Genomic DNA, 18,163 nt, shown 5'->3' on the forward strand with positions numbered 1-18,163 from the left:
AGCAGATGCAGGCGTTCATGAGTTTTTATTCCACGCCGGATATCTACTTCAATCATCAGGACCGTGCGCGTTTTACCCAGGCTTATCTCTCGGGGCCAGATGGCGCGCTGTTGCGCTACACGCCGAGCAACTCCGCCGCCGAGGCGGGGTTTGTACACTGGCTGGACACCAATGGGCCGTGGTCCTCGCCCCATGCCCATGACGGCACGCTGGAAGGCATCTACAAGAAGCTGGCCGCGGTGGGCCAGTTGACCTTTGTGCAGTCCAGCCCTGCCTGGGGCAGCTCGACGGGGGATGTTCCCGCCGACTGGCAACCTTACCAGCCCTTCAGTGCGCCAGCGATGCCATTGCCCTGCGGGCCGGTGTTCACTGACGCCGAGCAGGCCTTGTCGTATGCCTGGTCGCGTATCCAGCGCACTCCCACCGCCCGGCAGCGGGTGCTGTTGCTCAAGCATGATCTGCAAGAATTGTTTGTCGCGGCGCAGCCGGAACTCTCCAGTGACGTCAGTGATCAACTGCCGCTGTTGCCGACCGGGCTTCACCTGCTGGGTATCTACTTTCACTCCCGGCCCTTGCCCGGCCAATACCCTGACCTGGATGCCTGGCTGTATAAGAACTTTGTCAGCCCGTCGGAGCTGGCCACGCATATCGCGCAATTTCGGCAGTATGCGCTGGGGGCCCAATCTACCCTGGGCGCGTCGTTGTACATCCGTATGCGCGACGAGGCGATCCTGCGCTATCGGTTTTCAGGCTCGGCGGCGGAGACGGCATTGTTTACCCGCTCGAGCACGGGTGAAGTGGGTGACAACGGCACTCAGGCGGCCTTGCAAGCCGGCACGCTGCTGACCCGGGCATTCGTGTTGCAGGTGGCGGCCGCCGGGGAGTTGACCGTCGAGAAAACCAGTGCCCTGTGGGACCGCGCCGGCGTGGTCGATGCGCAGTGGAAACCTTATTCCCTGGTGGCCCTGCCCAGTTTGAGCCGTGGCTTTCTGAGTGCCGATGATGCCGCCCGTCATGCCCATGAACGGATCGGCGCACGGCGTGATCGCGAGTATGGCGGGACGATCCTGCAACGCACGGATGGTCGTTATGTGGCGACCGAACCTGTGGCGACCGGGCCCTGGCCGTTTGCCTTTGCGCGGTTGTACCCGAAAGACCGGCAAGGCGCGCCGATCATTCTGCACGCCGGGTGCCGGTTGCAGGGGCTTTACGGCTCGCGCACTGCCCTGTCCCTGGCCGACCCCGCCGAGGCGTTGACGCTCAAGTGGAGTCGCCAGGATGTCGAGGTCAACGGGCAGATGTTCCGTGATCTGGACGTACACCCGATTTTGCAGGCCGGAGTAACCGCTTATCTGTCCGGCGCCGAGGACAGCCTGATCGCCTACCAGCCGGGCCACACGACGGCCGAGTGGGTGTTGCATTGGCAAGCCGAGGCCATCAGCGGTATCAGCCAGATAGCCAAGAACCTGGCCGATGGCACGATGAAGCCCGCCGATGTGGTGCGCAAACTCGCCGAGGCCGGCGCCTTGCGGGTGGTGATCGGCAATGCGTTGTGGGGGCCGAGCGGGCCAGTCGAACTGGATTGGGGCCCGTACGTGCGCAGCATTGCCTGGCAGCGTCCCGAGCTGCCGAGCCATGGCGCGCTGTTTGAAAGCGCCGACGCGGCGGCCTTGGATGCGCTCGATCGAGTACCTTACAACCAAGAGCAAAACCGCTATTTTTTCTGTTTTATCCTCAAACACACGTCGCGCAATGACTACGTGGTCAGCGAGTGCGTGCCGATTACCCGGCAGTCACCGATGCTGACCCTTGCCAGCCTGTACGCGAGTACCGGCCCTGGTACTTATCAGTTGCCCGAGGGGTTTGAGTGTGAGGCGCTTTATTACACCAACCAATGGGCTGGCAATGGTGTCACTGCCTGGCTGGAGCGCTGCTTCATGCTGCCTGCGCACCTGGACATCGGCGTGTCCCAGGCACGCTTGATCACCCGCGGCTCGGCCCTGGGCGCGGCGGTCTATATCGCGCCCCCCGAGAGGGCTTTGCTGTGCTATCGCTCGTCTTCGCCCAAGTCCTTGTTTGACTCGCAAAGCGAGGGCGACAGCCTGGAGACGATCGAGGCCAAGTTGAAGGGCGGCACCCTTGAGCCGCTGAGGTTTATTCGCAAGGTTGCCGAGGCGGGCGAGTTGCGGGTGGTGATGCAGAGTCCATGTTGGGACCGCACGGGAACGGTGAACAGGTTATGGAACCCGTATGCGAACCTGTCACGCCGTCGCTTGAGCCCGGTGTTTGTGTCGATGGATGACGCTGCCCGCTACGTACGGCGACGTGTGGCGGTGACGCAGTCGCAGGCGTACGGCGGCCTTATCCTGCGCCGCGATGACGGCGGGTTCGTTGCCTCCGAGCCTTTGGTGGTTGCCGATGAAGTCTTCGATCTCAAATGGATCTTCCCTGATGAGCTGGTGACGCGAGGGGAGTACCCCATACGCACCACCGTGGTGGCCAGCTATCACTCGAGGCCCGCGTCCCAGTGGCCGTTTTTGCTGACGGCGGCCGAAGCCTCTGTGTACAGCAACACGTTTTCCACCCGTCTGCTGGCCCATGCCTTGACGCTCGGCGAGAAGCGCCTGTATCACTACCTGCTGGGGCCTGATGGTTCGTTGACCTGCCTGTGGCCCGAGCCGCGGGGCAAGTACCCGCAGATTACCGAACAGCAACTGCTCACTCACCCGAAAAACCGTTATGACTGGCTCACCGCGCCACTGGAGCGCCAGATACGGACGGGGGAACTGGCGCCTTCGGAGTACGTCAACCGTATTGCCCGCAGTTTTACCTTGAGTGTGGTGCAGGGCAGCGCGATGTGGGGTGAGCCGGGCGTGGTGTCCATGTGGAGCGCTTTTGCGACGCCGGCCAAAAGTGACGGTCAGTATGCCCAGGCGCGCCATGAGCCTGCGTACAGCCCGTTGTTCATCCAAGCCGACGATGCCGTGCGGCATGTGCACGGGCAAATGGCGCAGCGCTCGCAACTGATGTTCGGGTACGTCCTCAAATCGATGGATAACCGTGGCTACGTGGCGACGTTGCCGGTGAGCGACGGCGGTTCGAAGCTGGCTCGCCGCCGGGTGTTCAGCAGTGCGGGCTTTCCGTATCGCTACGGTTTGGCGGGCATCTATATCTGTGTGCCCGAACAGGCCGACTTCCATCCAACCGGCGGCGTGCGCACGGGGGATGATATCTACCGAGCGCTGTTCTCGCCGACCGAATTGCTTGGAGCGTTTCATCAAGTGCAAGCCACGACAGCTCGCTCGGTGCTGCCGATGTATTTTTCCTGTGCCGACGGCGCCTTGCTCAAGTTTGTCGCGCGCGATACGCGGGGAATCTCGTACAGCGATGTCGTGAATTTGCGCCTGCGCTTGTTGAGCCCAGCTGTCTATATCCAACGTGTGGCGGCGGCGGGTGAGCTGCGTGTGTTGCAACCCAGCACACACTGGCTGGGGGCGGGCATCGTGGATGCCCAATGGCAGCCGGGGCGTTCACGCGCGGTCATGCCTGCGGGCGAACGCCAGTTGGCATTGGGGCCGTTGCACACTCACCGCGATGATGCCGCGTGGTTTTCCCAGGCTTATGTCGGCGGCTACACGGGGCAGCAGTACGTGAGTGCGCTGTTGACGAACCCCGCCGGCAGCAGCCATGTCCCTGTACTGCCATTGCCGGACGACGGCTTCCCGTCCAAGCCCGCTGAAGCTTTGTTTGACGGGCGCGGGTTGCCGGAAAAATACCGGCTCACCGCAGCCCATCTGCTGTTTCACGCGGGCCTCGATCAGCCGGCAGGTGTGGCGCAGAACGCCTTTCGTACTCACTTCGTGTCGTGGCGCGAGTTGGCGTATTACGTCCACGATCTGAAGCGAAAGGGCTTGCCGATCGTCACGTTCTATCTGTCTGCACGGGATGGGGCAGTGCTCGCCTACGACCCGCACTGGAGCAATGAGGAATACAACCTGCTTGCCACGTCTGACAAATGGTCGGCGCAAACAGGCTATACCCCGCAGGCGCCGACGCCTTCGCACTTCATCTCCGAACTCGCGCGAATCGGCCGGCTTCGTGTGGTGCGCAGCGGGGATTTCTGGACAGTGCGCGGTGTATTGGGGGCGCAGTTGAAGCTGTCGGTTGGCCGCCCCCCAAAGGACGAGTTGTGAACATCAGTGTTTGTTTCAGGCGGAACCTGAAGTTGGTTCACCATGGCGTAAAAAGCGCGACAGCACCCACCGGTCCAACGCCCACACGGCGATCAGCGACGCCCCCACCAAGGGGAATATGATCGCCAGCCCGAGCATGATCGCCATCGCGGTTTTCCACTTGGGCAGGTCATGGCGCAGCGGCGGTACACCCAGCCCACCCTGGGGCCGGCGCTTCCACCAGATCACCACGCCGCTGACCGCGCTGAGCAGAATCATCAGGCAGATCACCAGCACGATCAGTTGGTTGACCCAGCCGAACATCTTGCCCTCGTGCAGCATCACGCCGGTCTCGGTGGCGCGTGCGACCAGGTTGTAATGATCCCAGCGCACATCGGCCAGGACCTTGCCGGTGTACTGGTCCACGTGCAGGGTGGCGTCGTTGCGCGGGTCGTCGGCGAACACCGAGACGGTGAATACACCGGTGGCGGTGGTGGGGAAGGTGATGCTGTAGCCGGGTTCGACCTTGCGCGCATTGGCCAGGTCGACCACCTGTTGCAGGCGTACGGTGGGTGCAGCCGGGCCTGCGTGCATTGCACCGTGGTTCATGTGCTCGGCGTGGTCGCCGGACATTGGCATCGGCGTGTTTTCCAGGGCCCAGGGTACGGTTTGCTGGGTGGCCGTGTTGAGCACACGGGCCTGCTGGTCGGACTGCGGCACGTTGTTCCACATCGCTGCCGGGAAGGTGTTCCACAGGTCGGCGTATTGCTTGCCCCAGAAGCCGGTCCAGGTCATACCGCTGAGCAGCATCACCAGCAGGAACGCCGCACCCCAGAACCCGGCGACAGCGTGCAGGTCACGCCAGAACAAGCGGCCACGGCTGCCGAAGCGCGGCCACAACACGCCGGCCGAGGACTTGCCCCGCGGCCACCACAGGTACAGGCCGGACACCACCAGCATCACCCCCCAGCCGGCGGCCAATTCGATCAGGCGATCGCCGACGGTGCCGATCATCAGCTCGCCGTGCAGGGCGCGGACGATGGCTTGCAGGTTGTTGTTTGCGTCTTGCTCACCGAGGACGGTGCCGCGATAGGGGTCGATGAATACTGTCACTTCGTGGGCGTCGTTGCGCATCACGAACTGCGCGCTGCGGGTGGCGTCGGCAGGGGGCAGGTATTTGCTGATCGCGGCGTGGGGGTAGGCGGCCTGGGCGCGCTGCAGTTGCTCGTCGGCGCTCAGCGCGTGGTCGGCGGCGGGCACGGTGAGCAGGTGGCCGTACATCAGCGGGTCGAGCTGGGGTTTGAACAGGTAGATGATGCCGGTGAGGGCCAGCAGCACCATGAAGGGGGCGACGAAGAGGCCGGCGTAGAAGTGCCAGCGCCAGGCCAGGTTGTAGAAGGAAATTTTTTGCGTGGTCATCGGCTGCTCCGCATAAGGCTCTTGATTTTTCTTGGTCTGTTACACCGTCATCGCAGGCAAGCCAGCTCCCACATTGGAATGTATTCCACCTGTGGGAGCTGGCTTGCCTGCGATGCTTTTAGAAGCTCATGTCCACCTTGGTCCAGAGCGTACGTCCGGGTTCCTTGATGGCCTGCGGGTCGTTCGCTGGGTAACCGAAGCCTGCGTTACCGGCCAGATTCAGATGCTCGGCGTAGGCTTTGCCAAACAAGTTGTCGACGCCGGTGCTGACCTTGAAGTGCTTGTTGATGCGGTACGCTGCATTCAGCGAGAACACGCCAAAGCCGCCACTCTTGTCGTAGTCCTTGCCGACCACGTTGCCTTTGTTTGGATCGATACGGTGTTGCGCCGCGACCACCCTCCACAACGCGCCAGCGCTCCAATCGTCTTCGCTGTAGGTCAGGCCCAGGCGCGTATCCAGCGGTGGCATTTGTGGTAGGGCCTTGCCGTCGCTGCTGTTCTTGCCCCAGGCATAGGCGAGGCTGGCGTCGGCTTTCCAGTGTTGGCTCAGCTTGTACGCCGCGCCCACTTCGCCGCCCATGATGCGTGCGTCCACATTGCGCGCCTGGGAGGTGGTGCCCATCATGCCGGGCCTGTAGTCGAACAGGATGAAGTCGCGTACCTGGCCGATATAGCCCGAGGCCCAGGCTTCCAGGTCGGCGCTCTTGTACTGGGCGCCGAAGTCGAGCTGGGTGGTTTTCTCCGGCTTTACGCCGTCGAAGGCATTCACCGAACCGGCCGCGCCGGTGTTGGGGGAAAACAGTTCCCAGTAATCGGGGAAACGTTCTGCGTGACCCAGGCCGGCATACAGCGTGGTGGGGCTGCCCGCCAAGTCGTGCTCATAGCGCACAAAGCCCGAGGGTAATGTATCGGCGCGGGTATCGCCGGCAGTCGGGTTCGGGCGTGACATCATTCCCGAGCCGGTGCGTTGACGGAAGTCCTTGGCCGAGGCGCGGTCCAGGCGTGCGCCGGTGATCAGGCGATCGTTGTCGGCGGCGTACCAGGTCAATTCACCGAACACGCCATAGTTGTGGAAGTTGGCGTCCTTGTTGCGCGGCAGATCCTTGTACGTGTCGATGCCCATGCTGCTGCGCGCACGGTGTTCATTGGTCTGTGCATCCAGGCCGCTGATCAATTGCACATCCGCCCAGCGCCAGGTCGCCTTGATGCGTGCGCCAAGGGTGCGGCGGTCGACGTTGGACGCCATAGGCCCCGCCATCATGCCGGTGCCCGAAGGGACACGCAGGCTGTAGTTGTCCATCACATGGTCGGCGTAGTTGTAGTAGACCTGGGCCTCGACCTTATCCAGCACCTCGCCGAGATTGGATTTCTCGAAACGCAGCCCCAGGCTTTCGCGCAGGAACTGCGAGCCGTCCATGCCGCGCCCGGCGTAGCGCGCCTCGCCATCGCCACGCCCGGCGGTGAGTTCCAGCAGGGTGTCGGCATCGGGCGTGAAACCCACCGCCACGTCGCCGTTCCACTTGTCATAGCGCGAGGCGACGGTGTCGTTGTTGCCGTCCTTGTAGTCGTCGGCATGGGCCTGGTTGCCGATCACCCGCACGTAGCCCAATGGCCCGCCGGCAGCGGCATCGATGACCTTGTCGAAACGCCCGTTGGAGCCGGCCAATACGCTGGCGTTGACCCGCGTGCCCAGCTCGCCGAACTGCTCCGGCTCACGGTCGAACAGGATGGTGCCCGCTGACGCACCCGGGCCCCAGAGCACGGTTTGCGGGCCTTTGATCACGGTGAGCTTGTCGTAGGTTTCCGGCGAAATATACGAAGTTGGCGCATCCATGCGGCCCGGGCAGGCGCCGAGCATCATGCCGCCGTTGGTGAGGATATTCAGGCGCGAGCCGAACATGCCGCGCAGCACTGGGTCGCCATTGGTGCCGCCGTTGCGCACCAGGGCGAAGCCGGGGATGGTCTTGAGGTAGTCGCCGCCATCGCTGGCGGGCACCGGTTGGCGTGGGTCTTTGGGGTTGGTGACCACGGTCAGCGGCGAGCTGGGGGCTATCGCGGTGATCACCGTGGGGCTCAGCTCATGCTCGTCGGCGTGAGCGTGGGCAGCCAATAGTGCGCCGCATAAGGCGGTGAGCAGGGCAGTACTTCCCAAACGGGTGTCAGCAGAAAACCTGGACATGACAAATTCCATCAATCAATCGTAAACAACACGGCCAGCAGCCTGCGGCTGTCTGTCTAAAGTCGGCCGGGGTGAAGTAACGCGGTGAAGGGCTTACGACACGATGGGCGGCGCGCGGCTGCGGGCACCGGGGAAGATGCTCTGCCGGGCATGGCCCAGGCGCGTGGCGGGGGTGAGGGCGTTGGCGGGCGGCGGGGTACCGAGGGTTACGTAGGAGACGCTGCCGGGCAGGGCCGGGCAACTGAACAGCAGGCTGCAATAGCCGCACTTCTCCCAGAGCACATGATGTTCATCGGGGGCTTTACTCGGCTTGGCTTCGCCGTGGCAGGCGGGCATATCCATGGACATACCGGCGTGATGATCCATCGGCATCGCCTGGGAAATCAGCGGACCGATAAAGATCATCAGCATGGCGAACAGGCTGATCCAACTGCCGCGCTTCACGCGGTAGTGGGGAGACAACCTGGCGCGAGGAGCGCCCATCGAGGTTGGCTTACTGAGCGTGCATATGCTCGTGGCCAGCCATCGGTGGCGCTTTGTGCACCGACACTTGCACCTCGACCTTGCCGGCTTTCTCGAAGGTGAGGGTCAGCGGGAATTGCTTGCCATCGGCGAGCAGGCTGCGGTCCTTGAGGCCCAGCAGCATGACGTGATAGGCCATTGGCGCGAAGGTCAGTTCACCCTTGGCCGGTACGGCCACGTTGGGCACCTGTTGCATCTTCATCAGGTCGCCTTGCATTACGTGCTCATGCAATTCGGCTTTCTCCGCCAAGGGCGTCTCGGCACTGAGCAGGCGATCTGCCGTCTCCCCAGTATTGTGAATCACAAAGTACGCCGCGACGGTGGGCGCATTCGGTGGCAATTCCTGGGACCAGGGATTGCTGACCTCCAAGTCGCCGGCCTTGTAGTCCTCGGCATTGGCAGCACTGAACACCGGCAGCAGCAACGCAGCCAGAAGCAGGGAAGATTTGAGCATGGCAGTTCTCCAGAACGGTTCTAAACGCAGTTCACTTGCGAAGAAAATCAGACCGTTGGAGAGGCGCGGGGGTTGAGGCTCGGCCATTGCTGGCGCGGGGTGGGAGTGCGCAATAAGCGCGGCGGCAGGTTCTGCACCGCCTCGAAGCGCGTCACATACAACTGCGGCACATGCCCCGGCAACGCCACCAACGGCGCCGAACCCGAGCAACACCAGCAATGCTGCATGGCGGAGTGATCGTCCGGCGGTGCGGGGATTTCCAGCTTGCCCAGGGCAATGGCCTTCAGGCTGGCGCCGTTGGCAGAACAGAACCCGCCCCACATCAGACGCTTGACCGGGTCATCCGTCTGCTGCATCGCACTGGCCAACGGCATGGCAAACGCATTGAACAGCACTGCAAGGCAGGCGATCCAGGCAATTGCAAAGCGTTGACGGGCCATGGCGGATAATCCGTAGGGTTAAACGATCAGGCGGGTATTTAGCCTGATCGGGGGGGATAAGTAAAAAGGGCGGGTGTGGTTTGGTGTCGCAGTGTTGGGTTTGAGGATAGACGAGAACGGCCGCTTGCCAATTTTGCAGAAGGGACGCGGCGCACCAGGCGACGCTGAACACTGTGGGAGCTGGCTTGCCTGCGATAGCATCACCCCGTTCCAATTGGAAGACCGAGTCGCCTGCATCGCAGGCAGCCCCTCCCACATGAGATTGTGGCGTTTAAAGAATGCTGATTGCCTGTAGCACCCCCTGACGTTGCGGTGCATTCATGCTGGTTGATATTGCAAATTATGCAGCGGGTACGCCGTGGACCTGCATATCGACACCCAGGGCTTTTCTAATCACGGCAAAAATCGCCGCAAGGTTATCCATGCTGGGGTTGCCGCTGGCCGAAAGCATTCGATGCAGGCTTTTGCTAGGTTTGGCGGTTTGTTTCGCAAGGCCTTCAAAGCCTACTGTGGCGTTGACTAAATCACGCAGGATCACGCGAGATATTTCCGGCTCGCCATTGAGAAATAGCGTAGCGGCCTCGTCGAGAAGCGCTTGGGCGAATGCAGGGTCTCGCTGGGCACGTTCAGCGATGGTGTGTTTGTAGCTACGGGTAAGCGCCATGCTGGTCACCTCTTTTGTTTCAATTTCTTGTCACGCTGATACTCATTAATCAGCGACTTTACGACCTTGATATCGCGCTTTTGACTGGACTTATCACCACCACCGAACAGGATGATTAATCGATGTCCTTCTCGTATCAAATAGATTCGCAAGCCGGGTCCCCAGTCGATACGGTATTCGCCTAGCCCATCGAACCACTTGATGTTGCTGGTGTTGCCTGTTTCAAGCCGAACTAAAGCGGTTGAAACTCGAGTTGCCGCTGGGACACTCAAGGATGAAAACCACTCATCGAACGGACTGGAATCGTTGTCGCGTTGGTATTCTTCGATCTCAATCATTAGCCGTCCTGAAGGTAACAAATAGGTTACTAATCAAGCAAGCGAGCGATCCTGACTCATCGAGTGAAGTTTGCCAACGCGCTGAGTGTTTCTTCAGGCGACAGGAATTCCTTGTTTACTTGAGCCAACACCGGCCGCTTCAACACCAACACCGGCACCCCCCGCTCACGCGCCACTTCCAGCTTCGGCTCGGTGGCGGTGCTGCCGCTGTTCTTGCTGATCAGCACATCAATTCGCCGTTCTTCGAACAACGCCCGTTCGTCCTCGATGAGGAACGGCCCGCGTGCGCCGATCACTTCACAGCGCTTGTTGCCCGGATACACATCCAGCGCGCGCAAGGTCCAGAACTGGTCGGCGGGGATTTCGTCGAGGTGCTGCAAGGGTTCGCGACCCAAGGTGAACAGCGGGCGCTTGAAGGGTTTGAGCGCTTCGACCAGTTCGGCCCAGTCAGCGACCTCGCGCCAATCATCCCCCGGCTGTGGCTGCCACGCCGGGCGTCGCAATGCCCAGCAAGGCACATCGCTCAATCGCGCCGCTTGGGCCGCGTTTTGGCTGATCTGCGCTGCATACGGATGGGTGGCGTCAAGGATCAGGCTGATACGTTCGTCACGAATAAACTGCGCTAACCCTTCAGCGCCTCCGTAACCCCCGACTCGAACCTGGCAGTTCAGGTTGGTTGGCACACGGCCCACGCCGGCCAAACTGTAGATATGCTGCGGCCCCAATGTGCGGGCGATGGCCAGTGCTTCGGTGACTCCACCCAGTAAAAGAATCCTTTTCATAACGGCTTGATCACTTCCAGCAGCGTGATCGGCAGCGCCTGGCGCCAGGTATCGAACTCGCCTAATGGCTGGGCCTGGGCGACGTGGATGCGGGTCAGTTCGCCGCCATGTTGGGCGCGCCAGTTCATCAAGGTCATTTCGCTTTGCAGGGTCACGGCGTTGGCCACCAGCCGCCCCCCGGGACGCAGGTGTTGCCAGCAGGTATCGAGGACGCCGTCGCGGGTGACGCCGCCGCCGATAAAGATGGCGTCTGGTGTTTCCAGACCGCTTAACGCCTCCGGAGCCTTGCCGCGAACCAGTTGCAGGCCGGGCACGCCGAGGGCGTCGCGGTTGTGTTCGATCAGGCCCTGGCGGCCGGTGTCGGCTTCGATCGCCAAGGCGCGGCAGCTGGGATGGGTGCGCATCCATTCAATACCGATGGAGCCGCTGCCCGCGCCCACGTCCCACAGCAGTTCGCCCGGCATCGGCGCGAGGCGGGCGAGGGTCATGGCGCGCACATCGCGCTTGGTCAGTTGGCCGTCGTGTTTGAAGGCCGAGTCTGGCAAGCCGGCAAGACGTGACAGACGCGGCGCGTTGGCATCTGCCAGGCAGTCGATGGCGACCAGGTTCAAATCGGCAACCGCAGCCTGCTCCCACGCTTGCGCATGCCCCTCGATACGCCGCTCAGTCGTGCCGCCCAGGTGTTCAAACACACTTATCCGGCTGGGGCCAAAACCGCGCTCGGTCAACAACGCAGCAATCAAGGCGGGACTGCTGCCGTCATTGCTCAATACCAACAAGCGCACACCACTGGCCAAATGCGTGTTGATTGCCGTCAATGGCCGCGCCACTACCGACAATGTCACCACCTCCTGCAACGGCCAGCCCAAGCGCGCCGCCGCCAGGGATACCGACGAGGGCGCGGGCAAAATCGTCAACTCCTCAGACGCCACTTGCCGGGCCAGGCTGGCGCCGACGCCATAGAACATCGGGTCGCCACTGGCCAAGACGCACACAGGCTCCCCACGCCGCGACAGCACCGGCTCCAGGGAAAACGGGCTCGGCCACAGCTGGCGCTCGCCACCAATACACTGCGGCAGCAGGTCCAACTGGCGCTGAGCACCTATAATCCGCGTGGCGCGCAATAGGGCATGCCGGGCATTCCTGCCCAGGCCTTTGAAGCCGTCTTCACCGATGCCTACAACCGTCAGCCAGGGCGACATATCAATTCCTTGAACGACATCCGACGGGCAGGCTTTTCATGCCGCCGGACAAAGCAGGCATAATACCGCGCCTTTACCCGTCAACCGGTAGCCCCGTGAACCCAACGCCCGCTGTGAATACCTTGCGCCCCTCGGCTTGTCCGGGGTTGCTGCGTATTGTCCAGGCGTTGGACGGCGGCATTTGCCGGGTCAAATTGGCGGGCGGCGCGATCACCGCCGTCCAGGCTCACGCTGTGGCGGACGCAGCCCAGGCGTATGCGGGCGGGGTGATCGAGGCGACCAACCGCGCCAACCTACAGATCCGCGGCATCGGCGCCGAGCAGGAAGCGTTGATCGCCCGGCTGCTGGCGGCGGGCCTGGGCCCCAGCAACGCGGGCGGTGACGACGTGCGCAACCTGATGCTCAGCCCCAGCGCCGGTATCGACCCGCAGATGCTGTTCGACACCCGCCCGCTGGCCGCGCAGATTCTCGCCACCCTGGAGAACCATCCGCGTTTCCATGAACTGTCGGCCAAGTTCGCGGTGCAACTTGATGGCGGGGAGGACCTGGCGATGCTCGAACATCACCACGACCTGTGGCTGTCGGCCTTCGTACAGCATGGCGAAACCCTGCTTGCATTCGGCCTGGCCGGCTGTCCGGGCCTGGATGCGCCCCTGGCTGCTGTGCCATTGGACCAGGGCCATGGGTTGGTGGTGGCTGTGCTGGAAGCTTTTCTGGACCTCGCCACCCCAGAGCAAACGCGTATGCGGCATTTGCCTGTGGATAACGTACTGAGCCATTTGCGCTTGCCGTTACTGCCAATCGACGGCTTCACGCGCCCGCCCAGCGACCCGTCGCTGCAGGTGGGCACTTATCCACAAGCGCAAAAAAATCAGTTTTATGTCGCCGCCCTCGCGCCTCTGGGCCGCCTGGACCCGACGATGCTCAAGGGCGCCGCACAACTGGCCAGTGACTATGGGGACGGCACCTTGCGCTTCACCCCCTGGCAGGGCGTGCTGGTGCCCAACGTCGAAAAGCCTCACGCCGTGACCGAGCGCCTGGCGCAACTGGGCTTTATCTGCTCGGTGGCGCACCCGCTGGCGCGCATGATCGCCTGCACTGGTTCCAGCGGCTGCGCAAAAGGCCTGGCCGACACCAAGGCCGACGCCGTGCAGCTGGCCGCCCAGCAACCGGGGGTTGGGGTGCACCTGTCCGGTTGCCCGCGCTCCTGCGCCGCCGCGCACACCGCGCCCGTCACCTTGCTGGCGGTGAACCCCGGCCACTACGACCTCTATTTTCGCGATGCAGCCCAGCCAGGTTTTGGTCGGCTGCACGCGCGCACTCTTTCCATTGAAGCGGCGGGCGCCCTGTTGCGCGCTCGTCCACGGAGCAACACCGATGATTGATTACATCCGCGACGGTCAGGAGATCTATCGCAACTCCTTCGCCATTATTCGCGCGGAAGCCCAGTTGGACCGCATCCCGGCTGATTTGGAAAAACTCGCGGTGCGGGTGATTCATGCGTGCGGCATGGTCCAAGCCATCGACGGCCTGCAATTCTCCGAAGGGGCCGGCAAGGCCGGGCGTGACGCGTTGGCCGCTGGCGCGCCGATTCTGTGCGATGCGCGGATGGTCTCCGAAGGCGTGACCCGCGCACGCCTGCCAGCCAATAACCAGGTGATCTGTACCCTGCGTGACGACCGCGTGCCTGAGTTGGCGCGCGAGTTGGGCAATACCCGCTCTGCCGCCGCGCTGGAACTGTGGCGCCCGCATTTGGACGGCAGTGTAGTAGTGATCGGCAACGCGCCGACCGCGTTGTTCTACCTGCTGGAAATGCTCGACGCCGGCGCGCCGAAACCGGCGTTGATCCTCGGTTTCCCGGTGGGCTTTGTCGGCGCCGCCGAATCCAAGGCGATGCTCGCCGCTGACAGCCGTGGGGTGCCGTTCGTGATCATGCAAGGCCGCCTGGGTGGCAGTGCCATGGCGGCGGCCGCCGTCAATGCCCTGGCCACGGAGGTCGAATAATGCAGGTGCGCGGACGTTTGATCGGCCTGGGCGTCGGCCCCGGTGACCCGGAACTGATTACCCTCAAAGCGCTGCGCCTGCTGCGTGAATCGCCGGTGGTGGCGTACTTCGTGGCCAAGGGCAAGAAGGGCAACGCCTTCGGCATCATCGAGGACCACCTGGTACCGCAGCAGACCCTGATGCCGCTGGTGTACCCGGTGACCACCGAAGTGCTGCCCGCGCCGCTGTCCTACGAGCAAGTGATCAGCGACTTCTACGACAACGCCAGCCTCGACGTGGCCGCGCACCTGGACGCGGGCCGTGATGTGGCGGTGATCTGCGAAGGTGACCCGTTCTTCTACGGCTCCTACATGTACCTGCATGACCGCCTGGCCGAGCGCTACGACGCCGAGGTGATTCCAGGCGTGTGTTCGATGCTCGGTGGCGCCTCGGTACTCGGCGCGCCGTTGGTGTATCGCAACCAGAGCTTGTCGGTGCTCTCGGGCGTATTGCCCCATGAGGATCTCAAGCGCCGCCTGGCGGATGCCGATGCCGCGGTGATCATGAAGCTGGGGCGCAACTTCCCGAAGGTACGCCAAGTGTTGGAAGATCTGGGCCTGGCCGAGCGGGCGCTGTATGTGGAGCGCGCCACTATGGCCAACCAGAAGATTGTGCCGCTGGACCAGGTGGACCCGGCGTCTTCGCCGTACTTCTCACTGATCATCGTGCCCGGTGAACGGTGGCAAGGTTGATGACCCCGGCGATTGTGATTCTGGGCCAGGGCAGCTTGGCGACTGCGCGCAAGCTCCAGCAGGTTTACCCCGGCGCGTTGATCCACGGCCTGGCCACACGGGTTGAGGGGGCAGACCGCACCTACAGCGAGTTCGGCGCGACCTTGCGTCAGCTCTATCAGCAGGGCACACCACTGATTGCCTTGTGCGCCGCGGGCATTGTGATCCGTACCCTGGCGCCGTTGCTGCTGGAAAAGGGCGAAGAGCCCGCCGTGCTGGCCGTGGCCGAAGACGGCAGCGCGGTGGTGCCGTTGCTCGGTGGCCTGGGTGGCGTGAACCTGATGGCGCGTGACATTGGCGCAGCACTCGGCGTGTCTGCCGCCATCACCACCAGCGGCGAGTTGCGTTTTGGCACCTGCCTGCTCAACCCGCCCGCGGGCTATCAACTGGCTGACATTGAGCTGGGCAAACGCTTTGTCTCCGACCTTCTGGCCGGTGAAAGCGTGCGTATCGAAGGCGCGGCGCCATGGCTGGAGGAGGCTAACCTGCCTCAGGACCAACAGGCGCGCCTGACGATTCATGTGGGCAGTGCCGAGCGCACACCGGCAGCCAACGAATTGCTGATTTACCCGCAGAATGTCTACGTCACCTGCCGGCCGGGTGCGCAGTTGGCCGAGCGTGTGCGCACGGCGTTGCAGGAGGCGGGCGTGGCCGTGCAATCCCTGGCCTGCCTGCTGGCCAGCGATCTGCAGATGGCTGACGCGTCCTTGCATGAAGCCGCGTCGGCCTTGGGTGTACCGTTGCGTTTTGCCGCGCTGAGTCCCGTTGCGGACATCAGTATTACCGTGGCCGAGCAGCCCTTGGACCTGTCACAGATTGGGCGCCCCCGCGGGCGTCTGGCGGTGATTGGCCTGGGCCCAGGCGCCGCCGAACTGATGGTGCCGGCGGTGAAGGCGGAACTGGCGCGTTGCACCGATGTGCTGGGGTATGAAACCTACGTGCGCATGGCCGGGCCGTTCCGGAACGACCAAGTGCAACACTGCACCGACAACCGTGAAGAAATGCAGCGCGCCCGCCACGCCTTCGAGCTAGCCGCGCAAGGCCGCTCGGTGGTGGTGGTGTCCTCTGGCGACCCGGGTGTATTCGCCATGGCCGCGGCGGTGATCGAAGCGTTGCATGAGTCCAGCGAGCCGGCCTGGCATCAGGTCGACCTGGAAATCCTGCCAGGGGTTTCCGCTTCGCTGGCCACCGCTGCCCAGGCGGGCGCGCCGCTGGGGCATGACTTCTGTGTGATGTCGCTGTCGGATAACCTCAAGCCCTGGTCGATCATCGAAAAACGCTTGGACCTGGCTTCCCAGGCCGACCTGGCCTTGGCGTTCTACAACCCGATCTCGCGGTCGCGGCCTTGGCAACTGGGACGCGCTCTGGAGATCGTCGCGCTGCATCGCACGCCACAGACGCCAGTGGTGCTGGGCCGTGACATCGGCCGCCCAGGCCAGACCCTGCGCGTCACCACCTTGGGGCAACTGACGCCCGAGCAGGTGGACATGCGCACCATGGTGCTGATTGGTTCATCCACCACCTGTGTGTTCCCGCGCGCGGGTGGCGGCGAGTGGGTGTACACACCACGTTGGTATGGCGACAAACCCAACTCCTGAAAACAGCCCCGTTGGCTGCCGGAAAGCTCCGAATAACCCAGGGATTCCCCTGGCGTTGTTCGGGGCTTTTTCTTTTTTTTGCGATGAAAACCGTACGCTTGACCGCCGCGCCTTGTCATTGCTGGGCGCTGGTTTTGGGCGGGGCGGGCCAAGGGATGTTTGTCGTATGGAAAGCCCGTCGCTCCCTGGACTAGTGTGCAAGCAAGCCCCATGTGGGGTGCTTGTGGAGAACAGAAAATGGAGCGACGTCACAGAAGGATCAACAGCAAAAAAAGGCGCAAGTTGATTGCCGCCTACAAATTGCCGGGCGCACCTGCACGGCAGGCCGCTTGCGCGCTGGATCGCGACGATGATTGCAATGCGGCCGTGGTCAACAACGGGGTGATTTCATTTGCCGAAGGCTTGTCGGCGTTGAACCGCGAATACGTACGCAAAAGCTATCTGCTGGCCAGCAGTTATGTGAGCGATGTACTGAACGTCCAGCGCGGTAGCGAGGCGTGGTACGAGGAATTTATCAAGGTGATGGTCAGCCTGGGGTGGCTGCCGCTGCGCAGTCGCTTTGAGCGGGTCTCGCGTGCGGGCAAGGGCCTGACGGTGCAACTGGCGGCGCTGAATATCATCGCCTCGATGCTGACATCGACGGCGCTGTCCGGGCCACTGCTCAGCGCACTGCCGAAGTTGGCCGCCGATGCGCTGGACGCATTGAAGCGCCAGCCAGCGTCTTTCGAGCTGTTCAAGCGCAATTGCGCGGTGCATGAGGGCGGCGATTTCGGCCTGGCCTCCTGCGCTGAAACAGACGGCGAGTTGATCATGGTGCTGGTGACCTACAGCACCCATGGTGTGGATAAACAGGTGGGCCTGCCGTTCCTGGAGTGGGACAGCTCCTCGTTCGAGGCCTTCAGCGGGCAGACTTGCCTGGTGCTCAATACCTCGATGGTCAACGAGAAAACCATCCAACTGATGCGCGAAAGCGCCGGTGACAAAGTCGAAATGGCTATCGCCAAATACCGGATCTAGGGCACCAGGTAGCCGCGTACCCCGGTAAAAATGATTTGTGCGGCCAGGGCGCAGACGAACAGGCCCATCAACCGGCTGACAATCTGCAAGCCCTGGTCGCCGAGAATGCGTTCGATACGGTTGGACAGGTACAGCACCACGCCCACCGTCAGGCTGGCCAGGGCAATACTGAGGATGGCGGTGAGCTTATCGTCCCAGTGCGGTTGGCTGACGCCCATCACCAGCAAGGCGCCAATGGTGCCGGGGCCGACGGTGAGGGGGATGGTCAGCGGCACGATGGTCACATCCTGCTGCACGTTGTCGGTCTGCACCGCCGACTTGCCCTGGGCCATGCCCAGGGCGGAGATAAACAACACGCTGCCGGCGCCGATGCGGAACGCGTCGACGGTAATGCCGAACACACTGAAAATCACCCGGCCAAACAGGTAGAGCAGCACGCTCGATACCAGGGTGGCCAGTGCGACTTTCCACGCCAGGCGCCGACGCTCCTTGCTGGAGTAGCCACGGGTCAGGCTGATAAAGCAGGACAGCACAAAGAACGGGCTGTAGAGCACCAGCATCTTCAGGTAAACGCTGAATAACACATGGAGCATGGGGGCGGC

Annotated in this window: 16 protein-coding genes; 6 read left to right on the top strand and 10 right to left on the bottom strand. The window is 62.8% G+C overall.

The features are described from left to right. The first annotated feature begins 17 nt into the window (after window positions 1-17). The gene (locus tag ODQ19_RS09365) at window positions 18-4,193 is read left to right on the top strand and encodes a hypothetical protein (RefSeq protein WP_330209914.1); all 4,176 of its coding nucleotides are present in this window, start codon (window positions 18-20) and stop codon (window positions 4,191-4,193) included. A gap of 15 nt (window positions 4,194-4,208) precedes the next feature. On the opposite strand, the gene ODQ19_RS09370 is transcribed toward ODQ19_RS09365, so the two are convergent. The 9 genes from ODQ19_RS09370 to cbiE form a co-directional block, all read right to left on the bottom strand. Next, complete coding sequence (locus ODQ19_RS09370) at window positions 4,209-5,591, bottom strand: PepSY-associated TM helix domain-containing protein (RefSeq protein ID WP_330209866.1); 1,383 nt, start codon at window positions 5,589-5,591, stop codon at window positions 4,209-4,211. Window positions 5,592-5,709: 118 nt separating this feature from the next. Continuing rightward, window positions 5,710-7,770, bottom strand: a complete 2,061-nt coding sequence (locus tag ODQ19_RS09375) for a TonB-dependent copper receptor (protein WP_330209867.1) — start codon at window positions 7,768-7,770, stop codon at window positions 5,710-5,712. Between the two features lie 93 nt (window positions 7,771-7,863). Then, window positions 7,864-8,253: a DUF2946 domain-containing protein gene (locus ODQ19_RS09380; protein ID WP_330209868.1), complete on the bottom strand. Its 390-nt coding sequence runs from the start codon at window positions 8,251-8,253 to the stop codon at window positions 7,864-7,866. A 10-nt stretch (window positions 8,254-8,263) separates the two neighbouring features. Then, complete coding sequence (locus tag ODQ19_RS09385) at window positions 8,264-8,746, bottom strand: copper chaperone PCu(A)C (protein WP_330209869.1); 483 nt, start codon at window positions 8,744-8,746, stop codon at window positions 8,264-8,266. Window positions 8,747-8,793: 47 nt separating this feature from the next. Beyond that, window positions 8,794-9,186, bottom strand: a complete 393-nt coding sequence (locus ODQ19_RS09390; RefSeq protein ID WP_330209870.1) for a DUF2946 domain-containing protein — start codon at window positions 9,184-9,186, stop codon at window positions 8,794-8,796. Between the two features lie 340 nt (window positions 9,187-9,526). After that, window positions 9,527-9,850, bottom strand: a complete 324-nt coding sequence (locus tag ODQ19_RS09395; protein ID WP_014716718.1) for a helix-turn-helix domain-containing transcriptional regulator — start codon at window positions 9,848-9,850, stop codon at window positions 9,527-9,529. 5 nt (window positions 9,851-9,855) lie between these two features. Next, a complete protein-coding gene (locus tag ODQ19_RS09400) occupies window positions 9,856-10,188 on the bottom strand; it encodes a type II toxin-antitoxin system RelE/ParE family toxin (protein ID WP_019818285.1) in 333 nt (110 codons plus the stop codon). Window positions 10,189-10,244: 56 nt separating this feature from the next. Beyond that, on the bottom strand, window positions 10,245-10,970 hold the full coding sequence (locus ODQ19_RS09405; protein WP_330209871.1) for a cobalt-precorrin-6A reductase: 726 nt from the start codon (window positions 10,968-10,970) through the stop codon (window positions 10,245-10,247). Beyond that, entirely contained in the window at window positions 10,967-12,172 is a 1,206-nt protein-coding gene (gene cbiE, locus ODQ19_RS09410) for a precorrin-6y C5,15-methyltransferase (decarboxylating) subunit CbiE (RefSeq protein WP_330209872.1), read from the bottom strand. Before cbiE ends, ODQ19_RS09405 begins: the two co-directional genes overlap by 4 nt. A gap of 38 nt (window positions 12,173-12,210) precedes the next feature. Between cbiE and cobG the strand changes: the two genes are divergently transcribed. From cobG to ODQ19_RS09435, 5 genes are all read left to right on the top strand, one after another. After that, complete coding sequence (gene cobG, locus ODQ19_RS09415; RefSeq protein ID WP_330209873.1) at window positions 12,211-13,557, top strand: precorrin-3B synthase; 1,347 nt, start codon at window positions 12,211-12,213, stop codon at window positions 13,555-13,557. Beyond that, window positions 13,550-14,176, top strand: coding sequence for a precorrin-8X methylmutase (locus tag ODQ19_RS09420; protein ID WP_330209874.1), 627 nt, complete (start codon window positions 13,550-13,552; stop codon window positions 14,174-14,176). Before cobG ends, ODQ19_RS09420 begins: the two co-directional genes overlap by 8 nt. Continuing rightward, window positions 14,176-14,907, top strand: a complete 732-nt coding sequence (locus ODQ19_RS09425; protein WP_330209875.1) for a precorrin-2 C(20)-methyltransferase — start codon at window positions 14,176-14,178, stop codon at window positions 14,905-14,907. Before ODQ19_RS09420 ends, ODQ19_RS09425 begins: the two co-directional genes overlap by 1 nt. Beyond that, the gene (gene cobJ, locus ODQ19_RS09430; RefSeq protein WP_330209876.1) at window positions 14,907-16,544 is read left to right on the top strand and encodes a precorrin-3B C(17)-methyltransferase; all 1,638 of its coding nucleotides are present in this window, start codon (window positions 14,907-14,909) and stop codon (window positions 16,542-16,544) included. Before ODQ19_RS09425 ends, cobJ begins: the two co-directional genes overlap by 1 nt. A gap of 237 nt (window positions 16,545-16,781) precedes the next feature. Next, on the top strand, window positions 16,782-17,561 hold the full coding sequence (locus ODQ19_RS09435) for a hypothetical protein (RefSeq protein WP_330209877.1): 780 nt from the start codon (window positions 16,782-16,784) through the stop codon (window positions 17,559-17,561). On the opposite strand, the gene ODQ19_RS09440 is transcribed toward ODQ19_RS09435, so the two are convergent. After that, the gene (locus ODQ19_RS09440; protein WP_003171467.1) at window positions 17,558-18,154 is read right to left on the bottom strand and encodes a MarC family protein; all 597 of its coding nucleotides are present in this window, start codon (window positions 18,152-18,154) and stop codon (window positions 17,558-17,560) included. The two genes, ODQ19_RS09435 and ODQ19_RS09440, sit on opposite strands and share 4 nt — an antisense overlap. Window positions 18,155-18,163 lie beyond the last annotated feature (9 nt).

This window comes from Pseudomonas sp. AM4(2022) (genome assembly GCF_036346515.1).
Lineage (GTDB): Bacteria > Pseudomonadota > Gammaproteobacteria > Pseudomonadales > Pseudomonadaceae > Aquipseudomonas > Aquipseudomonas paracarnis.

Excerpts from the sequence above, each read along its gene's own strand:
- ODQ19_RS09365 (WP_330209914.1), top strand. The coding sequence starts at position 18 with ATGAGTTTTTATTCCACGCCGGATATCTACTTCAATCATCAGGACCGT.
- ODQ19_RS09435 (WP_330209877.1), top strand. The coding sequence starts at position 16,782 with ATGGAGCGACGTCACAGAAGGATCAACAGCAAAAAAAGGCGCAAGTTG.
- cobJ (WP_330209876.1), top strand. The coding sequence starts at position 14,907 with ATGACCCCGGCGATTGTGATTCTGGGCCAGGGCAGCTTGGCGACTGCG.
- ODQ19_RS09390 (WP_330209870.1), bottom strand. The coding sequence starts at position 9,186 with ATGGCCCGTCAACGCTTTGCAATTGCCTGGATCGCCTGCCTTGCAGTG.
- ODQ19_RS09380 (WP_330209868.1), bottom strand. The coding sequence starts at position 8,253 with ATGGGCGCTCCTCGCGCCAGGTTGTCTCCCCACTACCGCGTGAAGCGC.
- ODQ19_RS09400 (WP_019818285.1), bottom strand. The coding sequence starts at position 10,188 with ATGATTGAGATCGAAGAATACCAACGCGACAACGATTCCAGTCCGTTC.
- ODQ19_RS09425 (WP_330209875.1), top strand. The coding sequence starts at position 14,176 with ATGCAGGTGCGCGGACGTTTGATCGGCCTGGGCGTCGGCCCCGGTGAC.
- ODQ19_RS09385 (WP_330209869.1), bottom strand. The coding sequence starts at position 8,746 with ATGCTCAAATCTTCCCTGCTTCTGGCTGCGTTGCTGCTGCCGGTGTTC.
- ODQ19_RS09420 (WP_330209874.1), top strand. The coding sequence starts at position 13,550 with ATGATTGATTACATCCGCGACGGTCAGGAGATCTATCGCAACTCCTTC.
- ODQ19_RS09375 (WP_330209867.1), bottom strand. The coding sequence starts at position 7,770 with ATGTCCAGGTTTTCTGCTGACACCCGTTTGGGAAGTACTGCCCTGCTC.
- ODQ19_RS09370 (WP_330209866.1), bottom strand. The coding sequence starts at position 5,591 with ATGACCACGCAAAAAATTTCCTTCTACAACCTGGCCTGGCGCTGGCAC.
- ODQ19_RS09405 (WP_330209871.1), bottom strand. The coding sequence starts at position 10,970 with ATGAAAAGGATTCTTTTACTGGGTGGAGTCACCGAAGCACTGGCCATC.
- cbiE (WP_330209872.1), bottom strand. The coding sequence starts at position 12,172 with ATGTCGCCCTGGCTGACGGTTGTAGGCATCGGTGAAGACGGCTTCAAA.
- cobG (WP_330209873.1), top strand. The coding sequence starts at position 12,211 with ATGCCGCCGGACAAAGCAGGCATAATACCGCGCCTTTACCCGTCAACC.
- ODQ19_RS09395 (WP_014716718.1), bottom strand. The coding sequence starts at position 9,850 with ATGGCGCTTACCCGTAGCTACAAACACACCATCGCTGAACGTGCCCAG.
- ODQ19_RS09440 (WP_003171467.1), bottom strand. The coding sequence starts at position 18,154 with ATGCTCCATGTGTTATTCAGCGTTTACCTGAAGATGCTGGTGCTCTAC.